This is a genomic window from Allobosea sp. Root670 (assembly GCF_001429415.1).
Taxonomy (GTDB): Bacteria; Pseudomonadota; Alphaproteobacteria; order Rhizobiales; family Beijerinckiaceae; genus Allobosea; species Allobosea robiniae.
In genome coordinates, this window is the sequence record NZ_LMJU01000004.1 from 38637 (window position 1) to 61480 (window position 22844).

Genomic DNA, 22844 nt, shown 5'->3' on the forward strand with positions numbered 1-22844 from the left:
AATTCTGGATGCCGACGCAATGATTGAGATCAGAAGTTTCCTGCGCGACGAGACGAGCGAGCTTCATCGCGAACTGGATGCCATCGTCGGCGTTTTTTCGAACCGTGCCGCGTATGCCCGGTTTCTGCAGGGCACTTTCCGCCATCGCGCGCCGGTCGAGGCCGCGTTGCTGAACGCCGATGCCGCACGCCTCTCCTCCTGGCAGCCGCGCCAACTTCTGCCGGAGCTGGAGGCCGATCTCGCCGATATGGCGCTCCCGCTTCCCGCGGCCGAGCCGTTCCATCTGTCAAATGACATGGCTGCGTTCCTGGGGGCTGCCTATGTTCTCGAAGGCTCCGCCCTGGGGGCGCGCGTGCTGGTGAAGGGAGTGGGTGCTCTGGGATTCGGGCCTGACTACGGAGCGCGCTACCTTTCGGCGCAAGCCGGCTCCCTCGACAGCTGGCGAACGCTGCTGGTCGCGCTCGAAGGGCTCGACCGGCAGGCATGGGGTGCCGCAGCTCAAGCGGGCAGGGCGGTCTTCGTGCATGCCATCCAGGCCTTCACCTCGGAAGAACTCTCTCCCGCATGACGACTGTTGATCTGACGAACTGCGATCGCGAGCCGATCCATATCCCCGGCAGCGTCCAGCCGCATGGCTGCATGATCGTGTGCGATGCCGAGGCGGTGACGATCAGGCGCCATTCCAGCAATGCCAGCGCCTTCCTCGGCCTCGGCGAGTTCGAGCTCGTCGGTCGCCGTCTCGAAGAGGTTCTCGGCGGGCCGGTCGTCCATGAGATGCGCAACGCGCTCGCGCGTTCCGGCGTGCCTTCCCGGGCCGGCTTGATGCCCCGCTATCGTCTTCCCGCGCTGGATCGCGAGTTCGACATCTCGATCCATGCCTTCAAGGGCAACGCGATCATCGAATTCGAGGAGAGCGTCCCGGCTGGCCCGAGTTCGCCGCTCGAATTCGCCCGGACGCTGGTCGGCCGGCTCTCGGATGTGACGAATCCGGCCCAGCTGATCAAGAATGCGGCGCGCCTGCTCCGGGCCGTGCTCCAATACGACCGGGTGATGATCTACCAATTCGCGCCCGACGGCTCGGGCAAGGTCGTGAGCGAGGCCAAGCGCCCCGACCTCGAAAGCTTCATGGGGCAGCATTTTCCGGCCAGCGACATTCCGCAGCAGGCGCGGCAGCTCTATCTCCTCAACCCAATCCGCGTCGTCTCGGATTCGAGCGGCGAGCGCTTCCCGATCATGCCCGTGCTCGATGCAGCGGGCGAGCCGCTCGACCTGTCCTATGCGCATCTGCGCAGCGTCTCTCCGATCCATTGCGAGTATCTGCGCAACATGGGCGTCTCGGCTTCGATGTCGGTTTCGATCATCGTCGACGGCGCGCTCTGGGGCCTGATCGCCTGTCATCATTACAGCCCTCGCTCGCTCTCGATGAACCGCCGGATCGCGGCGGAGATCTTCGGCGAGTTCTTCGCGCTCCAGCTCGGTGCCCTGACGCAGAAGCAGATGCTGCTCGCCGCCGAGAAGGCGCGGGATTTCCTCAACGGCCTGCTCTCGTCTGCCGCCCATGTGACGGATGCCTCGAGCTTCCTCGGCCAGCACCTCGCCGAGTTCCGCAATCTCGTCGAAAGCGACGGCGTCGGCGTCTGGGTGAATGGCGAATGGCGGAGCGAAGGCAGCGCGCCCCCGGCCGCGTTCGCGGAGGAACTGGCCGCCTTCGCCGGATCGGTCTGCGACGGGCGGATCTGGGCTACGACGTCACTGGGCGAGGCGCTCCCGGCCGCGCGCGCCTATGCCGATGCGTTCGCCGGCATGCTCGCCATCCCGCTCTCCCAGCTTCCGCGCGACTACCTCTTCTTCTTCCGCAAGGAGCTGGTCCACACGATTGAATGGGGCGGCGACCCCAACAAGACTTATGCGACCGGCCCGCATGGCGACCGCCTCACGCCACGGCAGAGCTTTGCCGTCTGGAAGGAGACGGTCGCCGGCCATTCCAAGATCTGGACGCCGGTGGAGCGCGAGCTTGCGGAATCGGCGCGCCGGACACTGATCGAGGTCGTGCTGCGGCAGAGCGAACTCTTGGCCGACGAGCGCAACAAGGCCGAGATCCGCCAGAAGATGCTCAATCAGGAGCTCAATCACCGGGTCAAGAACATCCTCGCGCTGATCAAGTCGATCGTCGCCCATCCGCTCGCGGAGGGCGCCACGATCGAGGCCTATGTCACCTCGCTCAAGGGGCGGATCGAGGCGCTCGCCATTGCCCATGACCAGGCCATGCGTGCGAGCGGATCGCTGCTCGACCTCGTCAACGCGGAAGCCTCGCCCTATCGGACAAGCGGCGGCACGATCACGGTTCGCGGGCCGTCCGTCTCGCTCGACGCCCGCGCCTTCTCGGTCGTCGCTCTGGTGATCCATGAGTTGATCACCAACGCCGCCAAATACGGAGCCTTGTCGGTCAAGACCGGCGAGCTCATGGTCGACTGGTCGGCCAATGCCGGCGGGGATTGCGAGATCGTCTGGCGGGAGCGGGGCGGGCCGCCCGTCGCCCCTCCATCGCGTCAAGGCTTCGGCAGCATCCTGATCGATCGCAGCATTCCCTACGATCTCGGCGGCCGCAGCGACTTGTCATTCGAGCCGGAGGGCGTCACGGCGAAGCTCTGCATCCCCGCCAAATTCGTCCGCTGGACCGAGGATGCCGCATTTCCCGAGGAGCCTCCCGTGCCGGTCAAGGGCAAGCCCGGCCGGCCACTGGAAGGTGGGCGCGTTCTGCTGGTCGAAGACCAGTTCATCATCGCGATGGATTGCGAGGACATGCTGGCGACCCTCGGAGCGAGCCAAATGGAAGTCTGCGCCAATGTCTCCGAGGCCCTCTCGTTCCTGGGCCGGACGGTGCCGGACCTCGCGATCCTCGACGTCAATCTCGGCTCCGAAACCTCCGAGCCGATCGGCAACCGCCTGCGCGAACTCGGCGTGCCCTTCCTCTTCGCGACCGGCTACGACGACCTCGCCATCCTCGGCGTCGCCGAGGCGATGACACTGCGCAAGCCCTACAACCTTGCTTCGCTGGAGGCAGCGCTGCGCAGGCTTCCGGGCGTCGCGTAACTCATGAGCGTCCGGCGCGGCTCAGGCCGTTTCGGACGCCGGAGGAGCCAAGCCGGCAAGGGACAGTTCCATGATGGCGTGCGTGCCACTTCCATTCGTGTCCGCGTAGCGCAATTCGGTGGCGAGGCTCTTGGCCATCGCGCGGACGATCTTGCTGCCGAGGCCGGTTCCCCTGATCGTGCCGGTTCCCGTCCAGCCGATACCGTCATCAACAACCTCGAGCATGACCCTGTCGCCCTCGCAGGAGAGACTGACCCGAACCTCGCCGCTGCCGTCCGGGTAGGCGTATTTCAGCGCATTCGTGACCAGCTCTGTCGCGATCAGCCCGATCGAGATCGCCTTGTCGGTTTTCGCCAGTACGGGCTCCGCTTCGAAGCGAATGATCGGCATCTGGCCGGAGCCGGCGAGCGACTGGGCGAATTCGTCGAGCAGCGAGCGGAGATAGCCGGCGAGATCGACGGAACGGACATCGTCCGAGGTATAGAGGCTGCGGTGCAGGTTCCCGATTGCGGTGATGCGCGCCTGGGTCTCGGCCAGTGCCGCCTTGGCGCCGGGGTCCTCGACCGAATTGGCCTGCATCCGGACGAGTGAGCCGACCAGCGACAGGCTGTTGGCCACCCGGTGATTGACCTCGGCCAGCAGCGTCACGGCCCGGTCGCGCGCGGCCCGGACTTCCTGCTCGGCCTGTTCACGGGCGCGGGTCAGCCGCGTCTTGACGACGGCATGCTCCAGAGCCGCCCGTAGCAGGATCTCGAAATCCTCACCGACCGTCTTGACGACATAGTCCATGGCGCCGGCCTTGAGCGCGGTCACCGCGATCGACAGCTCCGATGATGCGGTCACATAGATGACTGCGGGAGACGCCGCGTCTTTGGACAACACCGAAAGGACATCGAGCCCAGACGCCGTCCCGAGATCGTGGTCGAGGATGATGACGTCCATGCCGCCCGCTTCTGCGCGCGCGAGCCCCGCATCGGCGGTTTCGACATGCTCCACGACATAGTTGTGGCGCGCGAGCATGCGCTGCACGAGCCGCCCCAGCGTGGCGTCGTCGTCGATATAGAGGACGTTGATCGGCCGGTTCGGCATCAGCTGCGGCCACGCAAGCCGATCATGGCGTTTCCGGAACCTGTATCACGGAGAAGAACAGCCCGAGCTGGCGGATCGCGTTGGCGAAGCCGTCATAGTCCACGGGCTTGGTGATATAGACATTGGCGCCGAGATCGTAGCAGCGCTGGATCTCGCGGCTGTCGTCGGTCGTGGTGAGCACGACCACCGGCGAGCGCTTGGTATGCGTGTTCGCCTTCACCTTCTCGAGGATGTCGACGCCGCCCATATCGGGCAGGTTGAGATCGAGCAGGATCAGGAGCTGGCGGCCGGCGCTCACGGCACCGGAACCATCGGAGCCGAACAGATAATTCAGCGCATCCGTGCCGTTGGCGAAGGGGATGATCTCGTTGCTGACGCCGGCGCGGCGGATGTTCTTCTCGATGAGGCGGGCATGGCCTTCATCATCCTCGATCATGATGATCGAGACGGGCTTTCCATTGGTCACGCTTCGGCACTCCGTCTGTAGGCCGCGAGGTCGGGGGGCAGGGTCACGGTAAAGGTCGTGCCCTTTCCAAGTTCTGAGCGCACGGCGATGTCGCCGCCGAGATTGCGCACCATCGTGCGGACATGGGCGAGGCCGATACCTTCGCCAGCCGTGTTCTGCGCGCCCGAGCGCCGGAACAGTTCGAATATGCGCTCGTGGTCCGTCGCGGCAATGCCGCGGCCATTATCCTCGATCTCGATCTTGACCCAGCCGCGGCGCTCCCGGCGCGTGCGGACGGCGATCTTGATCGGGCGCTCCGGCGCTCGGTATTTGATCGCATTGTCGAGGAGATTGCCCATGACCTGGTCGAGGGACAGGCGATCGCTGACGACGCGGGGAACCTGCGAGTCGATCTCGATCCCGCCGCCTTCCTCCGCACTGGCCTGATGGTGGACCGCCGCTGCGGCCGTCTCGATGAGCGCGGCAAGGTCGACGCTCTCGGCCCGCAACTCGCGCCGCCCCTCGCGGGAGATTTTGAGGATCGCGTTGATGAGCCCGTCCATCTTTCGCGTAGACGACCGGATGAAGCCGATCGCCTCGGCAACATCGACCCGCAGAGCCTCTTCGGCAGCCGATTTCTGCTCTGGGGAAGCTGCATTTCCCGCGGCGACATAGGTGTCGATCGGTTTGAACATCGCCTCCAGCTCGCTGGTGAAGCCCATGATGTTCACCAGCGGCGCGCGCAGGTCATGCGTCACGATATAGGCGAAGCGCTGAACCTCCTCATTGGCCTTGATGAGCGCATCGGTTCGTTCGCGCACGCGTTCCTCAAGCCCGACATTCAGCGTTTCGACCTCGCGACGAGCCGCGACGAGTTCGCGGGTGTAGCTGACGATCGTCCAGCTCGCTGCTCCAGCCATGGCGAGGATCAGGATCGCGCCGATGATCGTCGTCCAGCGCAGCCGCGTCGAGGCGGTGAGCTGCGCATCGATCGCTTCCCTCAGCTCCGCTTCAGAATTGGTCAGAATGGCGTTCAGGTCGGTCCGCAGATCGTCCATAAGCCGCTTGCCGGTTCCGCTGCGGACCATCCGCATGGCGGTCTCGATGTCGCCTCTGCGCCTCGCCTCGACCGTTGCAGCAAGCTCCGCCATCTTCTGATCGAGCTCGCTCGTGACGCGCTGAAGCAACGGTCCGATCTCGCGCAGCTTGGCCGCGGCTCGATCCAGATTCGCCCGCTGAGCCGCCAGTTTCGAGACCGCGATGTTGTAAGGCTCGAGATAGGCTTCTTCTCGTGTCAGCAGAAAGCCGCGCTGGCCAGTTTCGGCATCCTGCACCAGTGACAACAGGTCTGCGGTCGCGCTCCGGACCGCGCGGGCAGCCGTGACCTCGCCGAAATAGCGTTCGCTCGCGCTCGTCAGCCATAGCGACGTCGCCACGATAACGACCAGCACCGCGATGCCGATGGCCAAAAGCAGGGCGTTCGAGCGTCGGAAGAACGCCTGGGAGATAGGCATGCACGGAACCAGCTGGAGAGACGCACTTCTCTGCAACGATCAAAGCTCTGGGAGCAATAACAAATGCTATTGCGCCTCGCTCCTCCCTGTGCATGGCCGCAGTCTGCGATGCGGTCGATTGCCTCAGCGAAGCATCAGCATGAAACCGCCGCCAGCCCGTTTTATCGATCCGGCTTCCTGATCTTCGGACTGGGCGGAATGTCAGCGGAGGCGCCATCAAGCCGCAAGTTTACCACGTAAATGTCAACGCCCTCGTCATTCTGCACGGTGACCGAAAGGGACATGTGATCACCGTTGGGCAGCTTTTCGCGATTCAGGGCCGCTAGTAGTTCCTTCGCGGCATTTCGCGCGCTTTGGTCGTCGGGTAAATCCGTACCCTCCTCGTCGATTTCGAGCTTCTGTCCATCGCGCGTGTGAAAGAAATAGCTGGGCATGCCTGCCTAATGCAGCCAAGGCAAACCTGTTCCTCAATCGTCTTTGATTTTGGCGGCGCCGGGTTGGAGATGCAAATAATCCGGATCGAACTCAGCCAAACTGCAAAGGCCTTTCCAGTCCAGAACCGTCAGTCGATTGGCCCTGATCCGAACAAGTCTGGCCTCTCGGATTTCCCGGAGCTTCTTGTTCATGTGAACCGTTGACAGGCCAAGCGCATCGGCGATCTCGGGTTGCGTCAAAGGCAAATTGCAGATCACGCCGTCGGACAAGCCGATCGCCGTCATCTTGGTGATAAACTCGCAGAGCAGATGGGCGATCCGGCTCGGCGCCGCGCGGCGCCCGATACCGACCATCCACTCACGATAAATCGAGGCTTCGATGAGCGTTTCGCGCCAGAACGCTTCCGATATGCGGTAGGAAGCCCGAGTAAGCGACCTGACCGCTTCGTGCGGGATGAGACCGACCACCGCCGGCGTCAGCGTTCCCAGGCAATGATCCATGCGCTCGATCAGGAGAGAGTGGATATCCGGAATGTCGCCGGGAAGGTGGAGCGACAATATCTGCCGCGCACCGTCGCCAACAATCTTGTAGCGACAGACCAGCCCTTCGGCGACGAGGCAACACTGCTGCGTAAGTTCTCCTTCGCGGACAATGTCGTGATTGGCTTCCAGGCGCTTCAAGGTGAGCGGCAGTTGCAGCAGCTTCTCCCGCTCGGCCGGGGGTAGGGGGACATGGGTTTCCAGCTTGAGAACGAGCCGTTCTAGATAGTGCTGCTTGTCCATTCGTTTCCTGCCACGTCGGATGACGTCTCGCAGATATGAGATCGTGCCGTCTCGCGCTGCATCAAATGCTATATGAGCCGAAGCGTTATGAAAGCTCTCGATTCTGATTTCGGCATGATCGGTTAGTGGAGCTGCCTGTCACTGGCACGGCGATGTGTTTGATTGCCTGGTTGTGGCTTACGAGCACCGTTCAACAAATGGGCTTGTGTGCGACGTCAAATCTGCGATCGAGCGAGGCTGGAGAGCCAGTCCGAAAATTTCTCGCTGGCTGAACGGCTTTGCCAGTCCGAGAAGGTATAGGGGCGGGAGGCTGCGGCATCCTTGTCGAACAGGGCCGTCTGGGTTCTGGCGAAGTCCCGATCGAACAGGTTGATGTTGGCTTCGTCGTTCAACCTGAGGGCGCGGTCGTCGATATTCGTCGAGCCGACGGAGGCCCAGACATCGTCGACGATGACGAGCTTGCAGTGAAAGAAGGTCGGCTGATACTCGCTGATCCTTACGCCGGCCTGGAGCAGGTCGCCCCAAAGATGTCGCGACGCCTTCCTGACGACGCGTGCATCCGTGCGGGGGCCCGGCACGATGATCTCGATCTCGACGCCGCGCTTGCGGGCTTCGAGGAGCTGCTGGCGCGTCAGGTCGTCGGGAACGAAATAGGGCGTCGCGATGCGGATGCTCTTCTGCGCGGCGGCAAGCGACGTCATCAGCATGAGATGCATGGTGTTGCGCTGGTGGGTCGAGCTGACGACGACCTGGGCTGCGTGGTCGCCTGCCGGGGCGATCTCCGGAAAGAAGCGGTCGCCCAGGAGCAGCTCCCCGGTCGCCTCGATCCAGTGCTCGGCAAAGGCGGCCTGGAATTCCGCCACGGCTGGCCCTTCGATGCGATAGTGAGTGTCGCGCCATTCGTTCGGCGTGCGCGCATCGCCGTTCCATTCATCGGCGATGCCGACGCCGCCGGTGAAACCCACGCGCCCATCGACGACCAGCAGCTTCCGATGGGTGCGGTTGTTGACGCGGTCGAGCGTATACCAGGTAACGGGGCGAAACCGGACGACCTGGACGCCGGCGTCTTGCATCCGCTGGATGAGCTGCTCGTCCATCGGCAGGCTCCCGACCCAGTCGAGCAGCACCTTCACGCTCAATCCATCCCGTGCCTTTGCCGAGAGGGCATCGGCAAACTCCTCGGCAATGGCGCCGCGCCAGTAGATATAGGTCTCGAAGCTGATCGTCTGCCGCGCCTCGCGAATGGCTGTCAGCATCGCGGGGAAGATCCTGATCCCGTTGACCAGCGTCTCGACCTTGTTGCCGGGCACATAGTTCGAGCCGAAGAGAGCGCCCATCGACGTCCTGAGCTGACGATCCGACGAGGCGAGGTGATGTGGAAGCGGTTGCTTCAGCTCCTGCGGCTCCGGCAGCAGGTTGCCGACGACGAGACAGCCCACGATACCCAGAACGGCCGAGACGAGCGCGATGACGAGAGGGTGCCGTCGGAGCGTCATAAGCATATCGGAATGAAGGGCAGAGGCATCAGTTGCGTGCCGGTTCGATCGTCGAAGGCTGTGGCTTGGCGGAGTCGCCCGCCGGAACCGACCAGGTCGCCGTCCAGGTCTCGCTCAAGGTGCGATTGCGCGATTTCAGGAACAGGCGAAGCTCGGCCGACTGGCCGTCCGGCAGCGTCGCGTCGACGATGGCGCGCACACCTTTCAGCGGCGCATTGAACGTCAGAATCTTCGTAGTGATGGCGCCGGCCGTCGTCGTCGCGACGAGCTCCAAGCGGTCGGGCTCACGCTGGTAATAGGCGAGGTCGCCACCGGCGAAATCGACGATAAAGCGTTTCGTGCCTTGCCCTTGGGAGACGCCGTCCTCGATATCGGAGCCGTTGAAGCTCTGCTGCACCTGCGCATAGGGGTGCAGGTGCCAGGTCGTCGACAGTGCCGAGATGCGGTAGCTGAATTCGGCGGGTTCTCCGACGGGCAGGGGCTTGCCGGGCGTCCAGCAGGCGACGATGTTGTCGAAGGCTTCGTTATTCGTCGGTATCTCGATGAGGTCGATCCGGCCCTCGCCCCAGTCGCCCTGCGGCTGGACCCAGTAGCCCGGCCGCGCATCGTAGCGCGCTTCGAGGTCCTGATAGCTGCCGAAGTCGCGGTCGCGCTGCATCAGTCCGAAGCCGCGCGGGTTCTTGTCGCCGAAGCTCGATATGCGCAGCGCCTTGGGGTTGCGAATGGGACGCCAGATCCACTCGCCGCTGCCGGCTTGCATCATCAGCCCGTCCGAATCGTGGATTTCGGGACGGAAATCGGTTCGTTGACCGAGATCGCCTTCTCCGGCCTGGAACATCGAGGTCAGCGGCGCGATGCCGATCCGCGCAATCTCCCGGCGCGGGATGATGGTTGCCGTGACGTCCATGGAGGTGTCGCGCCCTGGGCGCACGACATAGCGAAAGGCGCCTGCGACCGACGGGGAATCGAGCAGGGCGTAGATCACCAGCTCGGTCGAGTCGCGCGAGGGCTCCTCGACCCATAGCGCCCGCATGAACGGGAACTCCTCGGGCCCTTCGCCACCGACATCCAGCGCGAGTGAGCGCGCCGACAGCCCATAGCGATGCCCCCGCCCGATCAGCCGGAAATAGCTCGCGCCCAGGAAGGAGATGACTTCGTCCTGGACCTTCGGGTCGTTCAGGTTGGTGGTCACCGCAAAGCCCGCGAAGCCGAGCGCCGGTGAAAGTCCCTTGGGGATGGGAACCTTGCCGTATTCGAACAGACCTGTCGTGAAGGGAATCGGGACCGCGTTGCCGTGGCTGATGATGTGAACCTGGACCGGCTTGTTGTGCAGAAAGCCCAGATGGAAGGGCAGCAGGCGGAAATCCGAGCCGCCCTCGCGCCAGAAGGCCTTGTCGCGGCGAAACCGGATTTCACGATAGCTGTCATAGGTCAGGCTCGAGAGCTCGGCCGGGATCTTCGCGCTTTCGGCATCGAAGGGTTGCTTCGCCAGCGCCGTCGCCCGCTGGACGACGTCGTCGTAGCCGAAGCCCTTCTTGGATCCAGCGGGCACCTGGGCCCGCGCCGAACTGTTCCCGAACATGCAGGCGCCGGATAACAGGGCGAGCATCGCGCGACGAGACGGTGCGGACAAGGTTGAATCCCCCGGATTGGCGGCCGGCCTCCACAGGCGGGCGCTTCTAGAACACCACCAAGACGAGCCCGGTTCCCGCGCTTGGCCGGACGATCAAAGAGGAAAACGGCCTTCTTCGAGATCGGCGGATTCTCGATCGAGGGAACGCGCCGGGCCGGCTCGCGTTCGATCAAGATCACCGATTATGCCGAAGTCGGACCCTCATGACCGCAAATCGTGTACCGCCGCCGCCACGCAAGGCCGGAAGAGCCGCTTTGATGATCGTTGCCGTCATCGCCGCGATGATCGTCGTGATCTTCGTAGGCTTCAATCTCTACCATGCAGACACACTGCGCGAGCAGCGGTCCGGGCATGTCGATCCGCAGGACGCGCCGAAAAGCCCGACTGATCTTCAAAAGCTGCCTGCCCCTCGCCAGTAGTGGGCGGCTCGAGCTTCCCGGTGGAGGACATTTACCTCACAGGAGGATAGATCAATGAACAAGGTTCCCAACAAAGCTACGGATGCGTCGGCCGCCTACAATACCGCGCGCAGGCCTGGGCAGCCGGGTGAAGAAAACGAGAATCGCGCAGGTTCTAGCCCACGCTCGACGCACCCGACGGGACCTCATGCGCCCTATGAAGCGGATGACCCCGAAGGCTTCGCGGCCGAAAAGCATCATTCGGAAGTCGGGGGAGGACAGCAGAGGGAGGCGCAAGAACGCAAGCCGAGCGGAACGATCAAGATTGTCGACCTCGACAAGCAGGGCTAACGAAACTGTTTAGTCTAAGAATGCGTGCCTCAGCCCGTGCCCGTCTCGAGATCATGACGCGGCCGGGGCGGTGATAGCGCGCCGCTTCCCGGGGTCTTCGCCTCGTCCGTCGTCTCTTCGCTGGAGTGTGGGCCAGCTGGCGGTGTCAGCTTGTCGCCCTTTCCCTCGACCCGCTCGCGGGCTCGGTCGAAAGCAGTCTCTGTCTTCTGGCGTCCAGACATCGTTTGCTCCTCGCGCTCTTGGCCCGCTCAGCGCTTCGCGGTGCCGGGAGCGGCCATCTTGCGGTGCTGCTCGGCCAGGACGCTGGCCGGAGTTACATTTGCGATCGCGGACTGAAGCTTGTTGTACCAGCCGCTGACGACATCGCCTTCTCCCGCCATCATCGCGTCGAACCCCGTCTTCGCGACCTCGGCAGGGTCGTACTTCGCGTCGGTGCCGACCTTGGTGTCGAGCATGTCGGCGCGTTCGAAGAACTCGGTTTCCGTCGCGCCCGGCATCAGGCAGGTGACGGTCACGCCGGTCTCGGCAAGTTCGGCACGGATCGCAAAGGAGAAGGAATCGAGGAACGCCTTCGTGCCGTTATAGACGGCCTGGAAAGTACCCGGCATGAAGCCGGCGATCGAGCCGGTGATCAGAATGCGGCCGGCACCGCGATCGCGCATGTCGCGGGCGATCTTCTGGATCAGATAGACGGTGCCGGTGACGTTCGTGTCGATGACATAGCGGATATCCTGCCAGTCCTGATCGACGAAGGCCCGGCCGAGGCCCCGCCCGGCATTGGCGAGCAAGGCATCGACGGGGCGACCCCGAAGGGCGGCGTAGAGCTTGTCGCAGCCTTCGGTCGTCGCGAGATTGGCTTCGAGAGCCTCCACGGCCACGCCCATCCGGCGCAACTTGTCGCCGGCCTGGTCGATCTCCGCCTCGTCGGCGGCGATGATCAAGTCGAAGCCTTGCCCGGCACATTGCACGGCGAGTTCATAGCCGATGCCCGAGGATGCGCCGGTGACCACGGCGAGCTTGGTCGTTGGCGTTGCCTGTCCCATGGAATCCTCCTTTCACGGGGTCATGATGGCCTTGATGCAGCCGTCCTGCTTGGCGCGAAATGTCTTGTAGAGCTCGGGGCCTTCCTGAAGCGAAGCCCGGTGTGTGATGACGAAGCCGGGGTCGATCTTCCCGTCCTCGATCAGCTGGAGCAGCTTCGGCATGTAGTGCTGAACCGGTGTCTGGGCCATGCGGAAGGTCAGGCCGCGATTGATCGCCGATCCCATCGGTATCTTGTCGAGAAAGCCGCCATAGACGCCGACGATCGAGACGACGCCGAAATTGCGACAGCAGTGGATAGCCTGGCGCAGCACATGCGGCCTGTCCGTGCCCATGAAAGTCGCGACCTTGATCCGATCGAGGATCGAATCGGCGCTTGCCATGGTTTCCGGCTCGGTGCCGACAGCATCGATGCAGGCATCGGCGCCGCGCCCGGCGGTCAATTCCATGATGCGTTCGTAGATATCCTCACTCATGAAATCGAGCGTGAGTGCGCCGCTCCGGCGCGCCAGTTCGAGGCGTTCAGGCACCGTGTCGATGGCGATCACCCGCTCGGCGCCGAGCAGAAAGGCGCTTTTGATCGCGAATTGCCCGACCGGCCCGCAGCCCCAGATCGCGATGGTCTCGCCGCCTTGGATATCGCAGAACTCGGCTGCCATGTATCCGGTCGGAAAGATGTCGGAGAGGAACAGGACCTGCTCGTCGGAGAGGCCTGACGGGACTTTAAGGGGGCCGATATCGGCATAGGGCACACGCAGATATTCCGCCTGGCCGCCCGAATAACCGCCGAGCAGATGCGAGTAGCCGAACAGCCCAGCCGGCGAATTGCCCCAGAGCTTGGCGGCCTTTTCCCGGTCGGGGTTCGAGCGTTCGCAGCCGGAGAAATAGCCGCGCTGGCAGAAGAAGCATTCGCCGCAGGAGATCGTGAAGGGCACGACGACACGGTCACCGACCTTCAGTTTGCTGTTCTGGGAACCGACTTCGACGACTTCGCCCATCGTCTCATGGCCGATCACGTCTCCGCTTTTCATCTGCGGGATGACGCCGTCGAATATATGAAGATCGGAACCGCAGATGGCGCAGGCCGTGACCTTGATGATGGCATCGCGCGGGTGCTCGATCGCGGGATCAGGCACCGCCTCGCAGCGTATGTCGTTCTTTCCATGCCAAACCAGAGCCTTCACGGTACCCTCCCGATGAGATGGAACTGGCTGTCCCGCCGAAAGCGGGACAGCCACCGCCAGATCAGCTCTGGCCGCCCTTGCGGCCGGCCTCGGAGGCGCGCTCGCGATCGTTGGCGAAGTTGCCGGAACCGCCGCGGTTGCCATCGCCGCCTTGCTGGCTGCGGTCGTTGCCGCTCGCCTGCTGCTGACGGTCGCCGCCGCCACTGTTTTCGCCGCCCTTGCGGCCGGCCTCGGAGGCGAGGTCGTGATCCTGCGAGAAGCTGCGCTTCTCGGCCGGCACGCTCTGGCCGCCCTTCGACGCGATATCGCGCTGCTTGTCCTCATCCATGGAGCCGAAGCCGCGCTGGTCGTTGTTGTTTGCCATGGCAAACCTCCAATTGTTCGGTTGCTGGGAGAACCCGAAGGCTCGGGAGAGGAACCGATGGAGGCCTTCAGATGTTCGAGGGCCGTGGAACTCGGTGCGCTAACGCACCGAGTACGCCGCCAGGTCGAACCGTATCCTCGTGGATTTATTCGAGCGCGGGCATCTAAAGGGGAGACGGTCGAGCATCACGCCAGCGGCCGTGCGCAGCTCCCGCTTCTCAGATGACGCCTTCGATGAGGCCAAGATTCATCGCCTCGTTGGCCTCGATATACCAGTTCTCGGGCGCCAGCTTGAGCACTTGCTCCATGGTGACCGATGAGCCGGCGATGAGATTCTGGAACCCTTCGTTCTGGATCTGGATCGACTGCTCGATCTCGTTGAGCTTCGCCTTGAGGTTGGCGATGCACATGGTCAGCGGGCCGTCGAGCGTGACGGTGGCCTGCAGCTTGCGCTCGTGGATCATGAGCCGTGTGCCGCGCGTCAGGTAACGGTTCGGGCGGGCGAAGAAGCTCATGAATGTGGCGCCGGCCGAGTAGATTGCAGCCTTGCCGAGGAAGACGAAGCGCCGGTTCGGTTCCTGCTCGCTGTGGAATCGGATATCCTCTCCCATCATCCGTGCCACCTCTGGGTCGCCTCCCAAGGTGCTGAGCTCGATGACGACGACACCTTCCAGCGGCGCCGTCATCAGACGATCCCGGAAGAAGGCATACATCAGGTTATCGACGACGCCGGCCAGCAGGATCGGCGGGTTCAGGAAATCCCGAGCCTGCAGCGGGCGGAAGAGGTCGGGCGAGGCATCGTCGGGCCCGGTGGATAGGGACAGGCTCATTCTCATTCCATCAATCGATTGATTTGGCGCCGAAACTCGCGAGCCCTACGGCCAGTTCCCACGTGGAATCGGATGGCGGCGCCCGCGCTCAGCTTCCGACCGTGCTGTGCCGAACGCTCCCTGCCGGCCGGGCTGTGAATCGGAAACCATCGGTCGCCCGCCGGGTTGAAGAGAAGGCGGCTTTGATGGTCCAGAGCCACTTCACAAAGCGAGGAAACGCAATGCCCACACGCGGGAAGAACAAGCTGGACGAGAAGCTGGATCAGCAGGCGAAGACGGGAAAGGCCGCGCAACGTGATGCGAAAGGCCAGTTCGCTCCGACGGAAGCCGAGCCGAACGCAGGCGGCCTGGTCAGCGCCAACCCGGTGGTGCTCTCAGGATCGGGCGACGCGACGCAAGGCGAAGGTCACGGGCGTGAGCGCGATACCAAGGGGTCGAAGTCGGGATAAAAGCCCTTTGCTTCAATCCTTGTGCAGCTTGCCGAGAAATTCCGGCACGCCAGCCATCGGAAGATCGTCGATATCGGCCTTGCCGGAAGGCAACTCCGAATTCTTTTCGAGTATCTGCCGGCCTGCCTCGGCGATCTGCTCCGGCAAGTCCATATCCTCCTGAAGATGCCACTCCACCTTGTCGCGGGGCTCGTTCGAACGTTGGCAGAGCTGCGCCATCCAATCCTGACCGGGATAGCGGCTGCCGAGTTCGACTGCGAGAGCTCGTCCCTTCATGATCGTTCCCTTTTCAAACGCTTGCAGCGGAGGGCGCGAAGCGATGCGCGCCGCGATCGGGAAACAGGCATCGCAGCAGAAAGTTCGGCTGGTGGGCGATCTGTCTGCGAGCGCACCAAGGAGTCGTCAGTTTCTGACGCGTCGCTCGCAATTGGCGAGATAGCGGCATATGCCGATCTCAAGCGCGGCCCGCTCGCGGCTTCGCGGAGAATCCTCTCCTTCGATTTCCAGTCCCCTGAGGCGTGACAGCGCGTCGCGAAACTGCTCCGGCGTGACGATGACATCCAGGGAAAACGTTCGGTCGAGGCGATCGGTCGGGCTCTGCATGGCATGACCTCCTGCTTGAGCCTGTCCTTGTCGGGCGCCATCCGCCTTTACCCAGGTTAGTTTTCGCGGGATTTCGGCGATATCATTAACCTGTGATGCGAAAGGCCATGTTGCTCAGGCTGTGGCGGTGTGATGGAACCGGCTGGCAAGCGGGGCCGTTTCGAGGGGGCTTGCCCGATCAGGACCCGCACCATGCCACGCTACTTCATCGACACATCCGACGGGCAGCGACCGCTCATCGACAACGTTGGGCAGGAGTTCCCCGACGCGGAGGCAGCACGGAGGGCCGCGCTCGACGCCCTGCCCGACATGGCGAGGGACGAGCTGCCGAATGGAGATCACAGGACTTTCGCGGTTTCCGTGCGCGACACCAGCGGCAAGGCTATCTACAGCGCCAAGCTGATGCTTGAAGGCCATTGGCACAATTGCCGTTAAGCGGCCGAAATACGCTTTGCGTGAGCGGCGCGTGATGCGCCGGATCGCCGGTCGCGGCGATCAACGGAACAACGGCACGAGCTGTTCGTCGAGAACCGAGCCCAGTCCCTCGTTCCATGGAATTCGGATCGTGCAGGATGTGCCGCGCTCATGATGGAATAGCGAGGTCTGCGCCCCGAGTTCGTGAAACAGCATTGCTGTCAAAGTCTGTGTTCCGAAACCTGCTTCCGACGATGGGCATGATTCAGCGCCGCTTTCCTGCCATTCCAGCACAAGCACATGGTGCTGCGATTTGTCTTCAAAATGCCATCGGATACGGAGTCTTCCGTCATCCAAGCCCAGGGGGCCGTGTTCGATGGCATTGAGCGCGAGTTCATGAAACGCAAGAGCGATGCTCTGTCCTGGCCTGGCATTGAAGCGCACGGCGGGCCCTGAGAGCTCCAGTCGCTCGCCTTCCAGCACACGAAACCGGGTCAGCTCCTCCGACAGGAGCGAATGCAGGTCGATCGAGCCCTGATCGTCGGCAGCAGCCTGAGCTCGGGAGATGGCTTCGACGCGCTCGGCGAGATGCGCAACATAGCTGTCGATGCTCGTTGCGCGATGGGCCGACTGCCTTATGACCTGCAGCAACAGTGCGATGGTCGAGCGCATACGGTGGCGTAGCTCGGCCGGCGCGTTGGCAGCTTCCAGCAGGCGGCGGAGGCGTCTGTTGTCGACGCGCAACCGCTGAATTTCTTCCTGTAGGACCCGTTCATCCATGAGCTACCTCCGGGGTCCCGGACAACAAGGAAGCAGAATAAACCGGTTCGACCTGGGCAAGATCGAGCAGTTCGTGCAGGCGTAGGATTTCGAAGCGACGGCCATGCCAGGTGATGAGCCGGCGCCGACGCAGATCCATGAGCGATCTATTGATGTGGACGGCCGATAATCCCAGCAGGTCCGCCAGATCGGCTTGTGTGACCGGCAGGTCGAAACTCCGTTCATCGACCAACCCGACGGCTTTCAATCTGGAGTAAATCTCGCACAGCATGCAGGCGAGGCGTTGGCTCGCACTACGCCGGCCGAGACTGACGATAAGTTCGCTGGCGAAGTCACGCTCAAGATAAAGGTCAAGCCAAAGGGCATCCTCGATGGTTGGGTGAGCCAGGGCAAGAGAGCGTAGCGCTCGCGGCGAAAGCTCGCAGACCGTGGCTGGCGTCAGAGCCATCAGCGAGCAGGACCATCTCTGCGGCGTGATGCCGAAAGGCTGAGAAAAATCGCCCGGAAGCAGGAGGCCCGTGATTTGGCGATTGCCATTTGCCAGAACGCGATAGCGGCAGGCCCAGCCGCTCAGAACCAGGATGAGGCCGCCGCGTGGGCTGCCCTCGTCTGCGAGATCAGTCCGCGGCTCGACCCGCCGAGCGGGCGTGCAAAGCCCGACCAGCGCGGAACGGTCTTCCGGCGACAGCTCGGTGCCGAGACTGAGCTTTCTTAGAAAAAAGTCATGATGCTCCGCCATCAGCGCAAAACGATCGAATGGCATGAGCGTTCCGCCACTGTACGGAGCCGTACAGTGGCGGGTCGTTGTCGGCTCGCTCAGGCCGCTTTTCGATTGACGCCGCTTAGGGCGAGCTTCGACAGCTTCTTGTCGGTGGCGTCCTCCTCATCGAGCGTCTGCTGGAGGAGGGAGGCGCAATCCTCGCGGCCGAGTTGCTTGGCCCAGGCAACCAGGGTGCCGTAGCGCGTGATCTCGTAATGCTCGACGGCCTGTGCGGCGGCGATCAATGCGGCATCCAGCACCTGCTTGTCGGCCACGTCTCCGGCAATATCGCTGGCTTCTTCGAGAATGCCGTCGATCGCGGGACAGGTGACCCCCTTTTCCTCCGCGCCGTGCAGGCGAAAGACCTGTTTGAGCCGGTCGATATGCCCGTCGGTCTGACGAAGGTGCGTTTCGAACCCGCTTTTCAGCTCGGAGTTCGTCGCCTTCGCGATCATGTCGGGAAGCGACTTCCTGATCTGGTTCTCCGCATAATAGATGTCCTGAAGCGTGTGGACGAAGAGGTCGTCCATCGTTGCGATGTCCTTTGAAAACCAACCCATCGTCATCTCCCGTTTTGGGGTTGCGTATTCCCACAAAACGGGACGGCGCCGCAGGCGTTCCCTTTGTCCCGCGCCGATTGTTCCAATGCGTACAAATTACGAGAAAAAGCCGGAACTTCGGAGGTGCGTTGCCGGTTTGCGACCCGGCACAACAGATGGCGACGGCAGGGAATAGGCATGGCGTGCAGATACCGGCGTCCCCGACGCGATACTTGTCGATGACGGGGATCTTTCGCTTCGGCGCCTGGAGGACTGGCTCGGCTGCGACGTTCAGGTTATGGGCGCCCGCGCTCGCGACGGTTTCGATCGACATCGACGGAGAACCGGTTAGCCTTCCGATGGCCGCGACCGGCGGCGGCTGGTTCGAGCACCGCGCCGATCTGCCGTTCGGAACCCGTTACCGCTATCGCTCTCCGGACGGGCTGACCTTCCCGGACCCCGCCTCGCGCCAGCAGAAGGGCGGGGTTCATGGCTGGAGCGTCCTTACTGACTCGGCTTATTCCTGGCGCTGCGGCGGCTGGTGCGGCAGGCCTTGGCGTGAGACTGTACTATACGAAATTCATCCCGGCCTTGCCGGCGGCTTCGCAGGGATAGCCGCGGAATTGCCGCGTCTCGCCGAATTGGGCGTCACGGCCGTCGAGCTGATGCCCATCGCCGATTTCCCGGGCGAGCGGTCATGGGGTTATGACGGCGTTCTACCTTTCGCGCCGGCCGCCGCCTACGGATCTCCCAGCGAATTGAAGCGACTGGTCGATCAGGCGCATGAACTCGGACTCGCTGTCCATCTCGACGTCGTTTTCAATCATTTCGGCCCGGATGGCTGCTATCTGCACGCTTATGCGCCGCAATTCTTCCGCCGCGGCAGCCATACGCCTTGGGGTGCGGCGATCGACTTCGATCGCCCGGAGGTCCGCGCTTATTTTATCGCCTGCGCGATCCAATGGCTTGACGAATACCGGTTCGATGGGCTGCGGCTAGACGCCGTCCATGCCATTCCCTCGCTCGATTTCCTCATGGAGTTCGAGCGGGAGGTCCGCAATGCCATCCCGGCGGAGCGCGATATCCAGCTCGTTGTTGAGAACGATGCCAACGACTCCCGGTTGCTCTCGCATTTCGACGCGCAGTGGAACGACGATTTCCATCACGCCGTCCATGTCCTGCTGACGGGCGAGGCCACCACCTATTACGGCAGCTTCGCCACCGAACCGGCCCGCCATCTTGCGCGTGTGCTGGCGGAAGGCTTCGCGTTCCAGGGCGAGACCGCTTCCTTCAGCGGCGAGCCACGCGGGCGGCCGAGCGCACATTTGACGCCCACTCGCTTCGTCAACTGCCTGCAGAACCATGACCAGATCGGCAACCGCCTGTTCGGCGAACGCTTGCTGGCTTTGGCCGATCCGGCCGCGGTCAGGGTCGCCGTCGCGCTGCTGCTGCTGACCCCACAAATCCCCCTGATCTTCATGGGCGAGGAGGCGGGCAGCCGCGCTCCCTTCCTGTATTTCACCGATCATCACGAGGAGCTCGCCCAAGCTGTCAGGGAAGGTCGCAGGCACGAATTCGCCCATGTCGATCCCGAAGGGGAGCGACCGCTTTTCGATCCCAATGCCGCGGCAACCTTCGCTGCCAGCAAGCCTGTCGCCGCCGACGATGGCGCGGGATGGAGGGCTTTCTACCGGCAGCTCATCATGCTCAGGCGCGACCGGGTCGCCCCTCATCTCGACGGCTGTCGCAGCACGGGCGCGGCAGCACTCGGCCCATCCGCGGTTCGCGCATCCTGGGCCCTTGGTGGAGGGATTTTGACGCTCATGGCGAATTTCGGCGACGATGCTGTGGCCGGTGGCCTGGCGGACGGCGCGGCGATCTTCGCTCTGGGCGAGGTGGAAAATGGAGCGGACGGCCTGCGCCTCGGGCCCAGGTCGTTCCGCGCCTTCCTGTCGTAGGGCGGTTACCTGCTCAGCGATGGCCCAGCAGCACGCGGCAGCCGAGCCCCCGATCCGCGAGCTTTACCTGTCTCTCCGAAGCCGGTGGCCCGAGGAGCGGCTCCCAGTGCGAGGCCGAAGCCGGCAATGTGACGCCGGTATCGCCCCACCGTTCCCCGCACAGAGAAAGCGCTTCATCGACATCCGCCGCTGCACAGCCGATCGGCAAGACGACCGCGAGCACCGCTTCCTCTGTTTCGCGGCAGAATGCGATCGCGTCGCCGGCCCTTGGCCCTCTCACGGAAAGAGGGTGATAGCTGCCGCGCTTGAACAATGCGGGATGGCGCCGCCACGCAGTCAGGAGCCGGTGCAGAAGATATTGCTTGATCCAGCCGTCTTTCCAGGCGGCGCGGAGGCGATCTTCATCGATGCCCTGCAATAGCGCCGACTCACGCACCGCGAAGTCCACGGGGCGCCGGTTGTCCGGGTCGACCATGCTCAGGTCCCAGAACTCGCTGCCCTGGTAGATATCCGGGACGCCTGGAGCGGTGCACTGGAGCACGGTCTGCGCGAGACCATTGAGAGCGCCGGCCGGGCCGATCTGCGCGAGATAGCGCTTGAGCGTATCGTGGAAGCCCCGGTTGCCGCGCGGGTCGAGGAGGGCATGCAGGAAATCCTCGGCGAGCTGTTCATAGGCCTGATTGGGCGCGGCCCAGCCGGTGCGCAGCTTTGCCTCGCGCAAGGCCTTGCGCCACCACCCACCGATGCGGTCGGCGTAGTCACCGGCGATCCCATTAGCCGGCCATGTGCCGATGAGCATCTGGTAGAGCATGTATTCGTCGCCCCGGTCCAAGCCGTCCGGCCGGATCGTCGCGTTGATTGCAAACCAGCCTTGCACCTCGTCCATCCAGGACTGCGGGTCCCGGCTGACCGTCGCGAGGCGGGCGCGGACGTCGGCGCCGCGCTTGTGATCGTGCGTCGACAAGGCGAGCATGGCGGCAGGCTGGAGATGAGCCCGCTCGGCCATCGCCCGATGGAATTCTTCGACGGGCAGTGTCAACCGCGCAGCATCGAAGCCGACATCGTTGCGAGAGAGCAGCCGTCCATAACGATAGAAGGCCGTATCCTCGACGCTGCGGGCGGCGAGCGGCGAGGTCAGCTGGTTGAAGCGCCGGATCACCGCGCGCCTGGCACGCGGTTCTAAAGTCATCTCCATTCCGGTCAAAACGGCCTCGATGAAGTCGATCGCGAGCAACTCGGCCTGCGGTTGCGCGCGTGCGGCGGCCACAGCCTCGTTGAAGCCGGAACCGGGATCTTCCGGGGCGCAGCCGCCGGTCAGATAGGTGCGATAGCAACGCATGTGGCAGGTGATAGCTGCGAGGGCCCGCTTCATCGCGCCGCGAGGGATGTCGGCCTCGCGGCCTGCAGCCTGGGAAAGCATCATCAGGCGGCCCGTAATCGCTTCAAGCTGCCCGTCGAAAGCATGGTCCAGCATCTCGCGGCGTGCCGCGATTTCCTCGTCGTCGAAGTTAGCGGGCCGGCCGCTGAGCTCTGACCAGAACAGGCCGAGCCTGTTCTCTTCATCTGCTGCATGCAGAACCGCGCTGGCCTGATCCATGAAGTCGTAGCCCGTCGTTCCATCGGTTTGCCAGTCCGAGGGAAGTGCCTCGCCGGATGCCAGGATTTTCTCGACCACGATCCAGGCTGGACCGGGTGCAGCCCAGTCCGGGCGTCGCGGTGCCAGCGCCGAGAGACGGGCTCGCAGAGCCCTGCAATAGCCGGCAGGATCGGCCAAGCCGTCGACATGATCGATACGCAGGCCGTCGATCCAGCCCCCTTCGTAAAGCGAGAAGGCAAGGCGATGGGCCGCCTCGAACGCGTCCCGTCGCTCCATCCGCATGCCGGCAAGCTGGGTGATATCGAAGAAGCGACGCCAGTTGAGCCGGTCGCCGGCATTGCGCCAGTAGTCCAGATGAAAATGCTGTCGTTCGATCAGAGCACGCAGGGCGTCAGGATCGCGCCGGGCCTCTGGGAAGTAACCGCGCAGCTCGGCGTCATCCTCCGGCCGGATCGGAAAGAGATGCTCGCCATAGCGCAGGGCGAAACCACTCCGCTGGGGATCCTCCTCCAGCATGATCTTCCCAGCGGCAAGTGCCTCCTCGAAGGGTTCCCCGAGGAAAGGCGCGTGGATCCGTCCTTCGAGTAGCGGATCGGCATCGTCGAAGTCGATGTCGAACCAGTCTGCATAGCGACTGCCGCGCCCGTTCTTGAGCAGGTCGAGCCACATCGCATTGTCGTCGCCGCCGACGGCGACATGGTTCGGCACGATGTCGAGGACGATGCCGATCCCTTCGGCGCGAAGCGCCTCGGCCATAGACAGGAACCCGTCCATCCCACCGAGCTCCGGGTTGACCTCGTCATAGCTGATGACGTCGTAGCCATGCAGCGAGCCGGCGCGGGCGGCCAGGATCGGCGAAGCATAGGCATGGCTGATCCCAAGCCTGCGCAGGTATCCGGCCAGCGCCGCGCCGCGCGCGAAGGGAAAGTCTTTGTGGAACTGCAGCCGATAGGTCGCCAGCACCGAATAGGCCTGCGTCACGATACCCCCGTTTCCGCCGGCCGATCCGAGCAGCCGCCGCCAATCCAACGCGCTTTCGAGGCTTTGGGTTTCGCAGCCTGGCGATCACGCCCAGGCTCAGAAAAGGATG

The 22844-nt window shown here is 63.5% G+C and carries 24 protein-coding genes; 7 read left to right on the forward strand and 17 right to left on the reverse strand.

Annotation, left to right across the window (positions count from 1 at the left end; genetic code table 11):
• Positions 1-19: 19 nt before the first annotated feature.
• Both ASE61_RS07755 and ASE61_RS07760 read left to right on the forward strand, forming a co-directional pair.
• Entirely contained in the window at positions 20-568 is a 549-nt protein-coding gene (locus ASE61_RS07755) for a biliverdin-producing heme oxygenase (protein ID WP_061966322.1), read from the forward strand.
• Positions 565-3093 (forward strand): HWE histidine kinase domain-containing protein, encoded by a 2529-nt coding sequence (locus ASE61_RS07760; RefSeq protein WP_061966323.1) that lies wholly within the window; start codon positions 565-567, stop codon positions 3091-3093. The genes ASE61_RS07755 and ASE61_RS07760 overlap by 4 nt, the downstream gene beginning before the upstream one ends.
• Positions 3094-3114: 21 nt before the next feature.
• Here the strand turns inward: ASE61_RS07760 and ASE61_RS07765 are convergent, their stop codons facing one another.
• The 7 genes from ASE61_RS07765 to ASE61_RS07795 form a co-directional block, all read right to left on the reverse strand.
• Positions 3115-4182, reverse strand: coding sequence for a histidine kinase dimerization/phosphoacceptor domain -containing protein (locus ASE61_RS07765; protein ID WP_061966324.1), 1068 nt, complete (start codon positions 4180-4182; stop codon positions 3115-3117).
• Positions 4183-4204: 22 nt separating this feature from the next.
• Positions 4205-4618, reverse strand: coding sequence for a response regulator (locus tag ASE61_RS07770; protein ID WP_061966392.1), 414 nt, complete (start codon positions 4616-4618; stop codon positions 4205-4207).
• Between the two features lie 26 nt (positions 4619-4644).
• Complete coding sequence (locus tag ASE61_RS07775) at positions 4645-6141, reverse strand: sensor histidine kinase (protein ID WP_061966325.1); 1497 nt, start codon at positions 6139-6141, stop codon at positions 4645-4647.
• A gap of 161 nt (positions 6142-6302) precedes the next feature.
• On the reverse strand, positions 6303-6575 hold the full coding sequence (locus tag ASE61_RS07780; protein ID WP_061966326.1) for a DUF6894 family protein: 273 nt from the start codon (positions 6573-6575) through the stop codon (positions 6303-6305).
• Between the two features lie 33 nt (positions 6576-6608).
• Positions 6609-7358: a Crp/Fnr family transcriptional regulator gene (locus tag ASE61_RS07785; protein WP_061966327.1), complete on the reverse strand. Its 750-nt coding sequence runs from the start codon at positions 7356-7358 to the stop codon at positions 6609-6611.
• Positions 7359-7573: 215 nt separating this feature from the next.
• Entirely contained in the window at positions 7574-8854 is a 1281-nt protein-coding gene (locus tag ASE61_RS07790) for a phospholipase D-like domain-containing protein (protein WP_061966328.1), read from the reverse strand.
• 28 nt (positions 8855-8882) lie between these two features.
• Positions 8883-10406, reverse strand: coding sequence for a glucan biosynthesis protein (locus ASE61_RS07795; RefSeq protein ID WP_244492756.1), 1524 nt, complete (start codon positions 10404-10406; stop codon positions 8883-8885).
• Positions 10407-10744: 338 nt separating this feature from the next.
• On the opposite strand from ASE61_RS07795, the gene ASE61_RS26340 reads away from it, so the two are divergent.
• Together ASE61_RS26340 and ASE61_RS07800 are read left to right on the forward strand one after the other, a co-directional pair.
• The gene (locus ASE61_RS26340; protein WP_156407013.1) at positions 10745-10906 is read left to right on the forward strand and encodes a hypothetical protein; all 162 of its coding nucleotides are present in this window, start codon (positions 10745-10747) and stop codon (positions 10904-10906) included.
• A 54-nt stretch (positions 10907-10960) separates the two neighbouring features.
• Positions 10961-11236 (forward strand): hypothetical protein, encoded by a 276-nt coding sequence (locus ASE61_RS07800; RefSeq protein ID WP_061966330.1) that lies wholly within the window; start codon positions 10961-10963, stop codon positions 11234-11236.
• A 248-nt stretch (positions 11237-11484) separates the two neighbouring features.
• Here ASE61_RS07800 and ASE61_RS07805 read toward each other — a convergent pair whose 3' ends face one another.
• From ASE61_RS07805 to ASE61_RS07820, 4 genes are all read right to left on the reverse strand, one after another.
• Positions 11485-12279 (reverse strand): SDR family NAD(P)-dependent oxidoreductase, encoded by a 795-nt coding sequence (locus tag ASE61_RS07805; protein ID WP_061966331.1) that lies wholly within the window; start codon positions 12277-12279, stop codon positions 11485-11487.
• Positions 12280-12291: 12 nt separating this feature from the next.
• On the reverse strand, positions 12292-13461 hold the full coding sequence (locus ASE61_RS07810) for a zinc-dependent alcohol dehydrogenase (RefSeq protein ID WP_061966332.1): 1170 nt from the start codon (positions 13459-13461) through the stop codon (positions 12292-12294).
• A gap of 61 nt (positions 13462-13522) precedes the next feature.
• Positions 13523-13825 carry a general stress protein gene (locus ASE61_RS07815; protein ID WP_061966333.1) on the reverse strand — a complete coding sequence of 101 codons (303 nt, stop codon included), beginning with the start codon at positions 13823-13825 and terminating at the stop codon, positions 13523-13525.
• A 217-nt stretch (positions 13826-14042) separates the two neighbouring features.
• Complete coding sequence (locus tag ASE61_RS07820; RefSeq protein ID WP_244492757.1) at positions 14043-14654, reverse strand: peptidase S14; 612 nt, start codon at positions 14652-14654, stop codon at positions 14043-14045.
• Positions 14655-14875: 221 nt separating this feature from the next.
• Here ASE61_RS07820 and ASE61_RS07825 point away from each other — a divergent pair, with 221 nt between their 5' ends.
• Complete coding sequence (locus tag ASE61_RS07825) at positions 14876-15103, forward strand: hypothetical protein (protein WP_061966334.1); 228 nt, start codon at positions 14876-14878, stop codon at positions 15101-15103.
• 12 nt (positions 15104-15115) lie between these two features.
• Here ASE61_RS07825 and ASE61_RS07830 read toward each other — a convergent pair whose 3' ends face one another.
• Entirely contained in the window at positions 15116-15322 is a 207-nt protein-coding gene (locus ASE61_RS07830; RefSeq protein WP_156407014.1) for a hypothetical protein, read from the reverse strand.
• Between the two features lie 183 nt (positions 15323-15505).
• On the reverse strand, positions 15506-15706 hold the full coding sequence (locus ASE61_RS07835; RefSeq protein ID WP_061966336.1) for a hypothetical protein: 201 nt from the start codon (positions 15704-15706) through the stop codon (positions 15506-15508).
• Positions 15707-15898: 192 nt separating this feature from the next.
• Here ASE61_RS07835 and ASE61_RS07840 point away from each other — a divergent pair, with 192 nt between their 5' ends.
• Complete coding sequence (locus ASE61_RS07840) at positions 15899-16141, forward strand: DUF6894 family protein (protein WP_061966394.1); 243 nt, start codon at positions 15899-15901, stop codon at positions 16139-16141.
• 60 nt (positions 16142-16201) lie between these two features.
• Here ASE61_RS07840 and ASE61_RS07845 read toward each other — a convergent pair whose 3' ends face one another.
• Genes ASE61_RS07845 through ASE61_RS07855 form a run of 3 tightly spaced genes read right to left on the reverse strand, consistent with a single transcriptional unit; the run spans position 16202 to position 18220 of the window.
• The gene (locus tag ASE61_RS07845) at positions 16202-16900 is read right to left on the reverse strand and encodes an HWE histidine kinase domain-containing protein (RefSeq protein ID WP_061966337.1); all 699 of its coding nucleotides are present in this window, start codon (positions 16898-16900) and stop codon (positions 16202-16204) included.
• A complete protein-coding gene (locus ASE61_RS07850; RefSeq protein ID WP_061966338.1) occupies positions 16893-17663 on the reverse strand; it encodes a Crp/Fnr family transcriptional regulator in 771 nt (256 codons plus the stop codon). Before ASE61_RS07850 ends, ASE61_RS07845 begins: the two co-directional genes overlap by 8 nt.
• 53 nt (positions 17664-17716) lie before the next feature.
• The gene (locus tag ASE61_RS07855; protein ID WP_061966339.1) at positions 17717-18220 is read right to left on the reverse strand and encodes a ferritin-like domain-containing protein; all 504 of its coding nucleotides are present in this window, start codon (positions 18218-18220) and stop codon (positions 17717-17719) included.
• Here ASE61_RS07855 and treZ point away from each other — a divergent pair.
• Positions 18205-20157, forward strand: a complete 1953-nt coding sequence (gene treZ, locus ASE61_RS07860) for a malto-oligosyltrehalose trehalohydrolase (protein ID WP_156407015.1) — start codon at positions 18205-18207, stop codon at positions 20155-20157. The genes ASE61_RS07855 and treZ overlap by 16 nt on opposite strands.
• 13 nt (positions 20158-20170) lie before the next feature.
• Here the strand turns inward: treZ and treY are convergent, their stop codons facing one another.
• A complete protein-coding gene (treY, locus tag ASE61_RS07865) occupies positions 20171-22735 on the reverse strand; it encodes a malto-oligosyltrehalose synthase (protein WP_061966395.1) in 2565 nt (854 codons plus the stop codon).
• Positions 22736-22844: the final 109 nt, after the last annotated feature.

Coding starts and splice junctions, on each gene's coding strand:
- ASE61_RS07755 (WP_061966322.1), top strand. CDS start 20: ATGATTGAGATCAGAAGTTTCCTGCGCGACGAGACGAGCGAGCTTCAT.
- ASE61_RS07835 (WP_061966336.1), bottom strand. CDS start 15,706: ATGCAGAGCCCGACCGATCGCCTCGACCGAACGTTTTCCCTGGATGTC.
- ASE61_RS07775 (WP_061966325.1), bottom strand. CDS start 6,141: ATGCCTATCTCCCAGGCGTTCTTCCGACGCTCGAACGCCCTGCTTTTG.
- ASE61_RS07845 (WP_061966337.1), bottom strand. CDS start 16,900: ATGGATGAACGGGTCCTACAGGAAGAAATTCAGCGGTTGCGCGTCGAC.
- ASE61_RS07840 (WP_061966394.1), top strand. CDS start 15,899: ATGCCACGCTACTTCATCGACACATCCGACGGGCAGCGACCGCTCATC.
- ASE61_RS07790 (WP_061966328.1), bottom strand. CDS start 8,854: ATGACGCTCCGACGGCACCCTCTCGTCATCGCGCTCGTCTCGGCCGTT.
- ASE61_RS07765 (WP_061966324.1), bottom strand. CDS start 4,182: ATGCCGAACCGGCCGATCAACGTCCTCTATATCGACGACGACGCCACG.
- ASE61_RS07780 (WP_061966326.1), bottom strand. CDS start 6,575: ATGCCCAGCTATTTCTTTCACACGCGCGATGGACAGAAGCTCGAAATC.
- ASE61_RS07820 (WP_244492757.1), bottom strand. CDS start 14,654: ATGAGCCTGTCCCTATCCACCGGGCCCGACGATGCCTCGCCCGACCTC.
- ASE61_RS26340 (WP_156407013.1), top strand. CDS start 10,745: ATGATCGTTGCCGTCATCGCCGCGATGATCGTCGTGATCTTCGTAGGC.
- ASE61_RS07800 (WP_061966330.1), top strand. CDS start 10,961: ATGAACAAGGTTCCCAACAAAGCTACGGATGCGTCGGCCGCCTACAAT.
- ASE61_RS07785 (WP_061966327.1), bottom strand. CDS start 7,358: ATGGACAAGCAGCACTATCTAGAACGGCTCGTTCTCAAGCTGGAAACC.
- ASE61_RS07815 (WP_061966333.1), bottom strand. CDS start 13,825: ATGGCAAACAACAACGACCAGCGCGGCTTCGGCTCCATGGATGAGGAC.
- ASE61_RS07805 (WP_061966331.1), bottom strand. CDS start 12,279: ATGGGACAGGCAACGCCAACGACCAAGCTCGCCGTGGTCACCGGCGCA.
- ASE61_RS07850 (WP_061966338.1), bottom strand. CDS start 17,663: ATGCCATTCGATCGTTTTGCGCTGATGGCGGAGCATCATGACTTTTTT.
- ASE61_RS07825 (WP_061966334.1), top strand. CDS start 14,876: ATGCCCACACGCGGGAAGAACAAGCTGGACGAGAAGCTGGATCAGCAG.
- ASE61_RS07855 (WP_061966339.1), bottom strand. CDS start 18,220: ATGGGTTGGTTTTCAAAGGACATCGCAACGATGGACGACCTCTTCGTC.
- ASE61_RS07760 (WP_061966323.1), top strand. CDS start 565: ATGACGACTGTTGATCTGACGAACTGCGATCGCGAGCCGATCCATATC.
- ASE61_RS07830 (WP_156407014.1), bottom strand. CDS start 15,322: ATGGCGCAGCTCTGCCAACGTTCGAACGAGCCCCGCGACAAGGTGGAG.
- ASE61_RS07770 (WP_061966392.1), bottom strand. CDS start 4,618: ATGATCGAGGATGATGAAGGCCATGCCCGCCTCATCGAGAAGAACATC.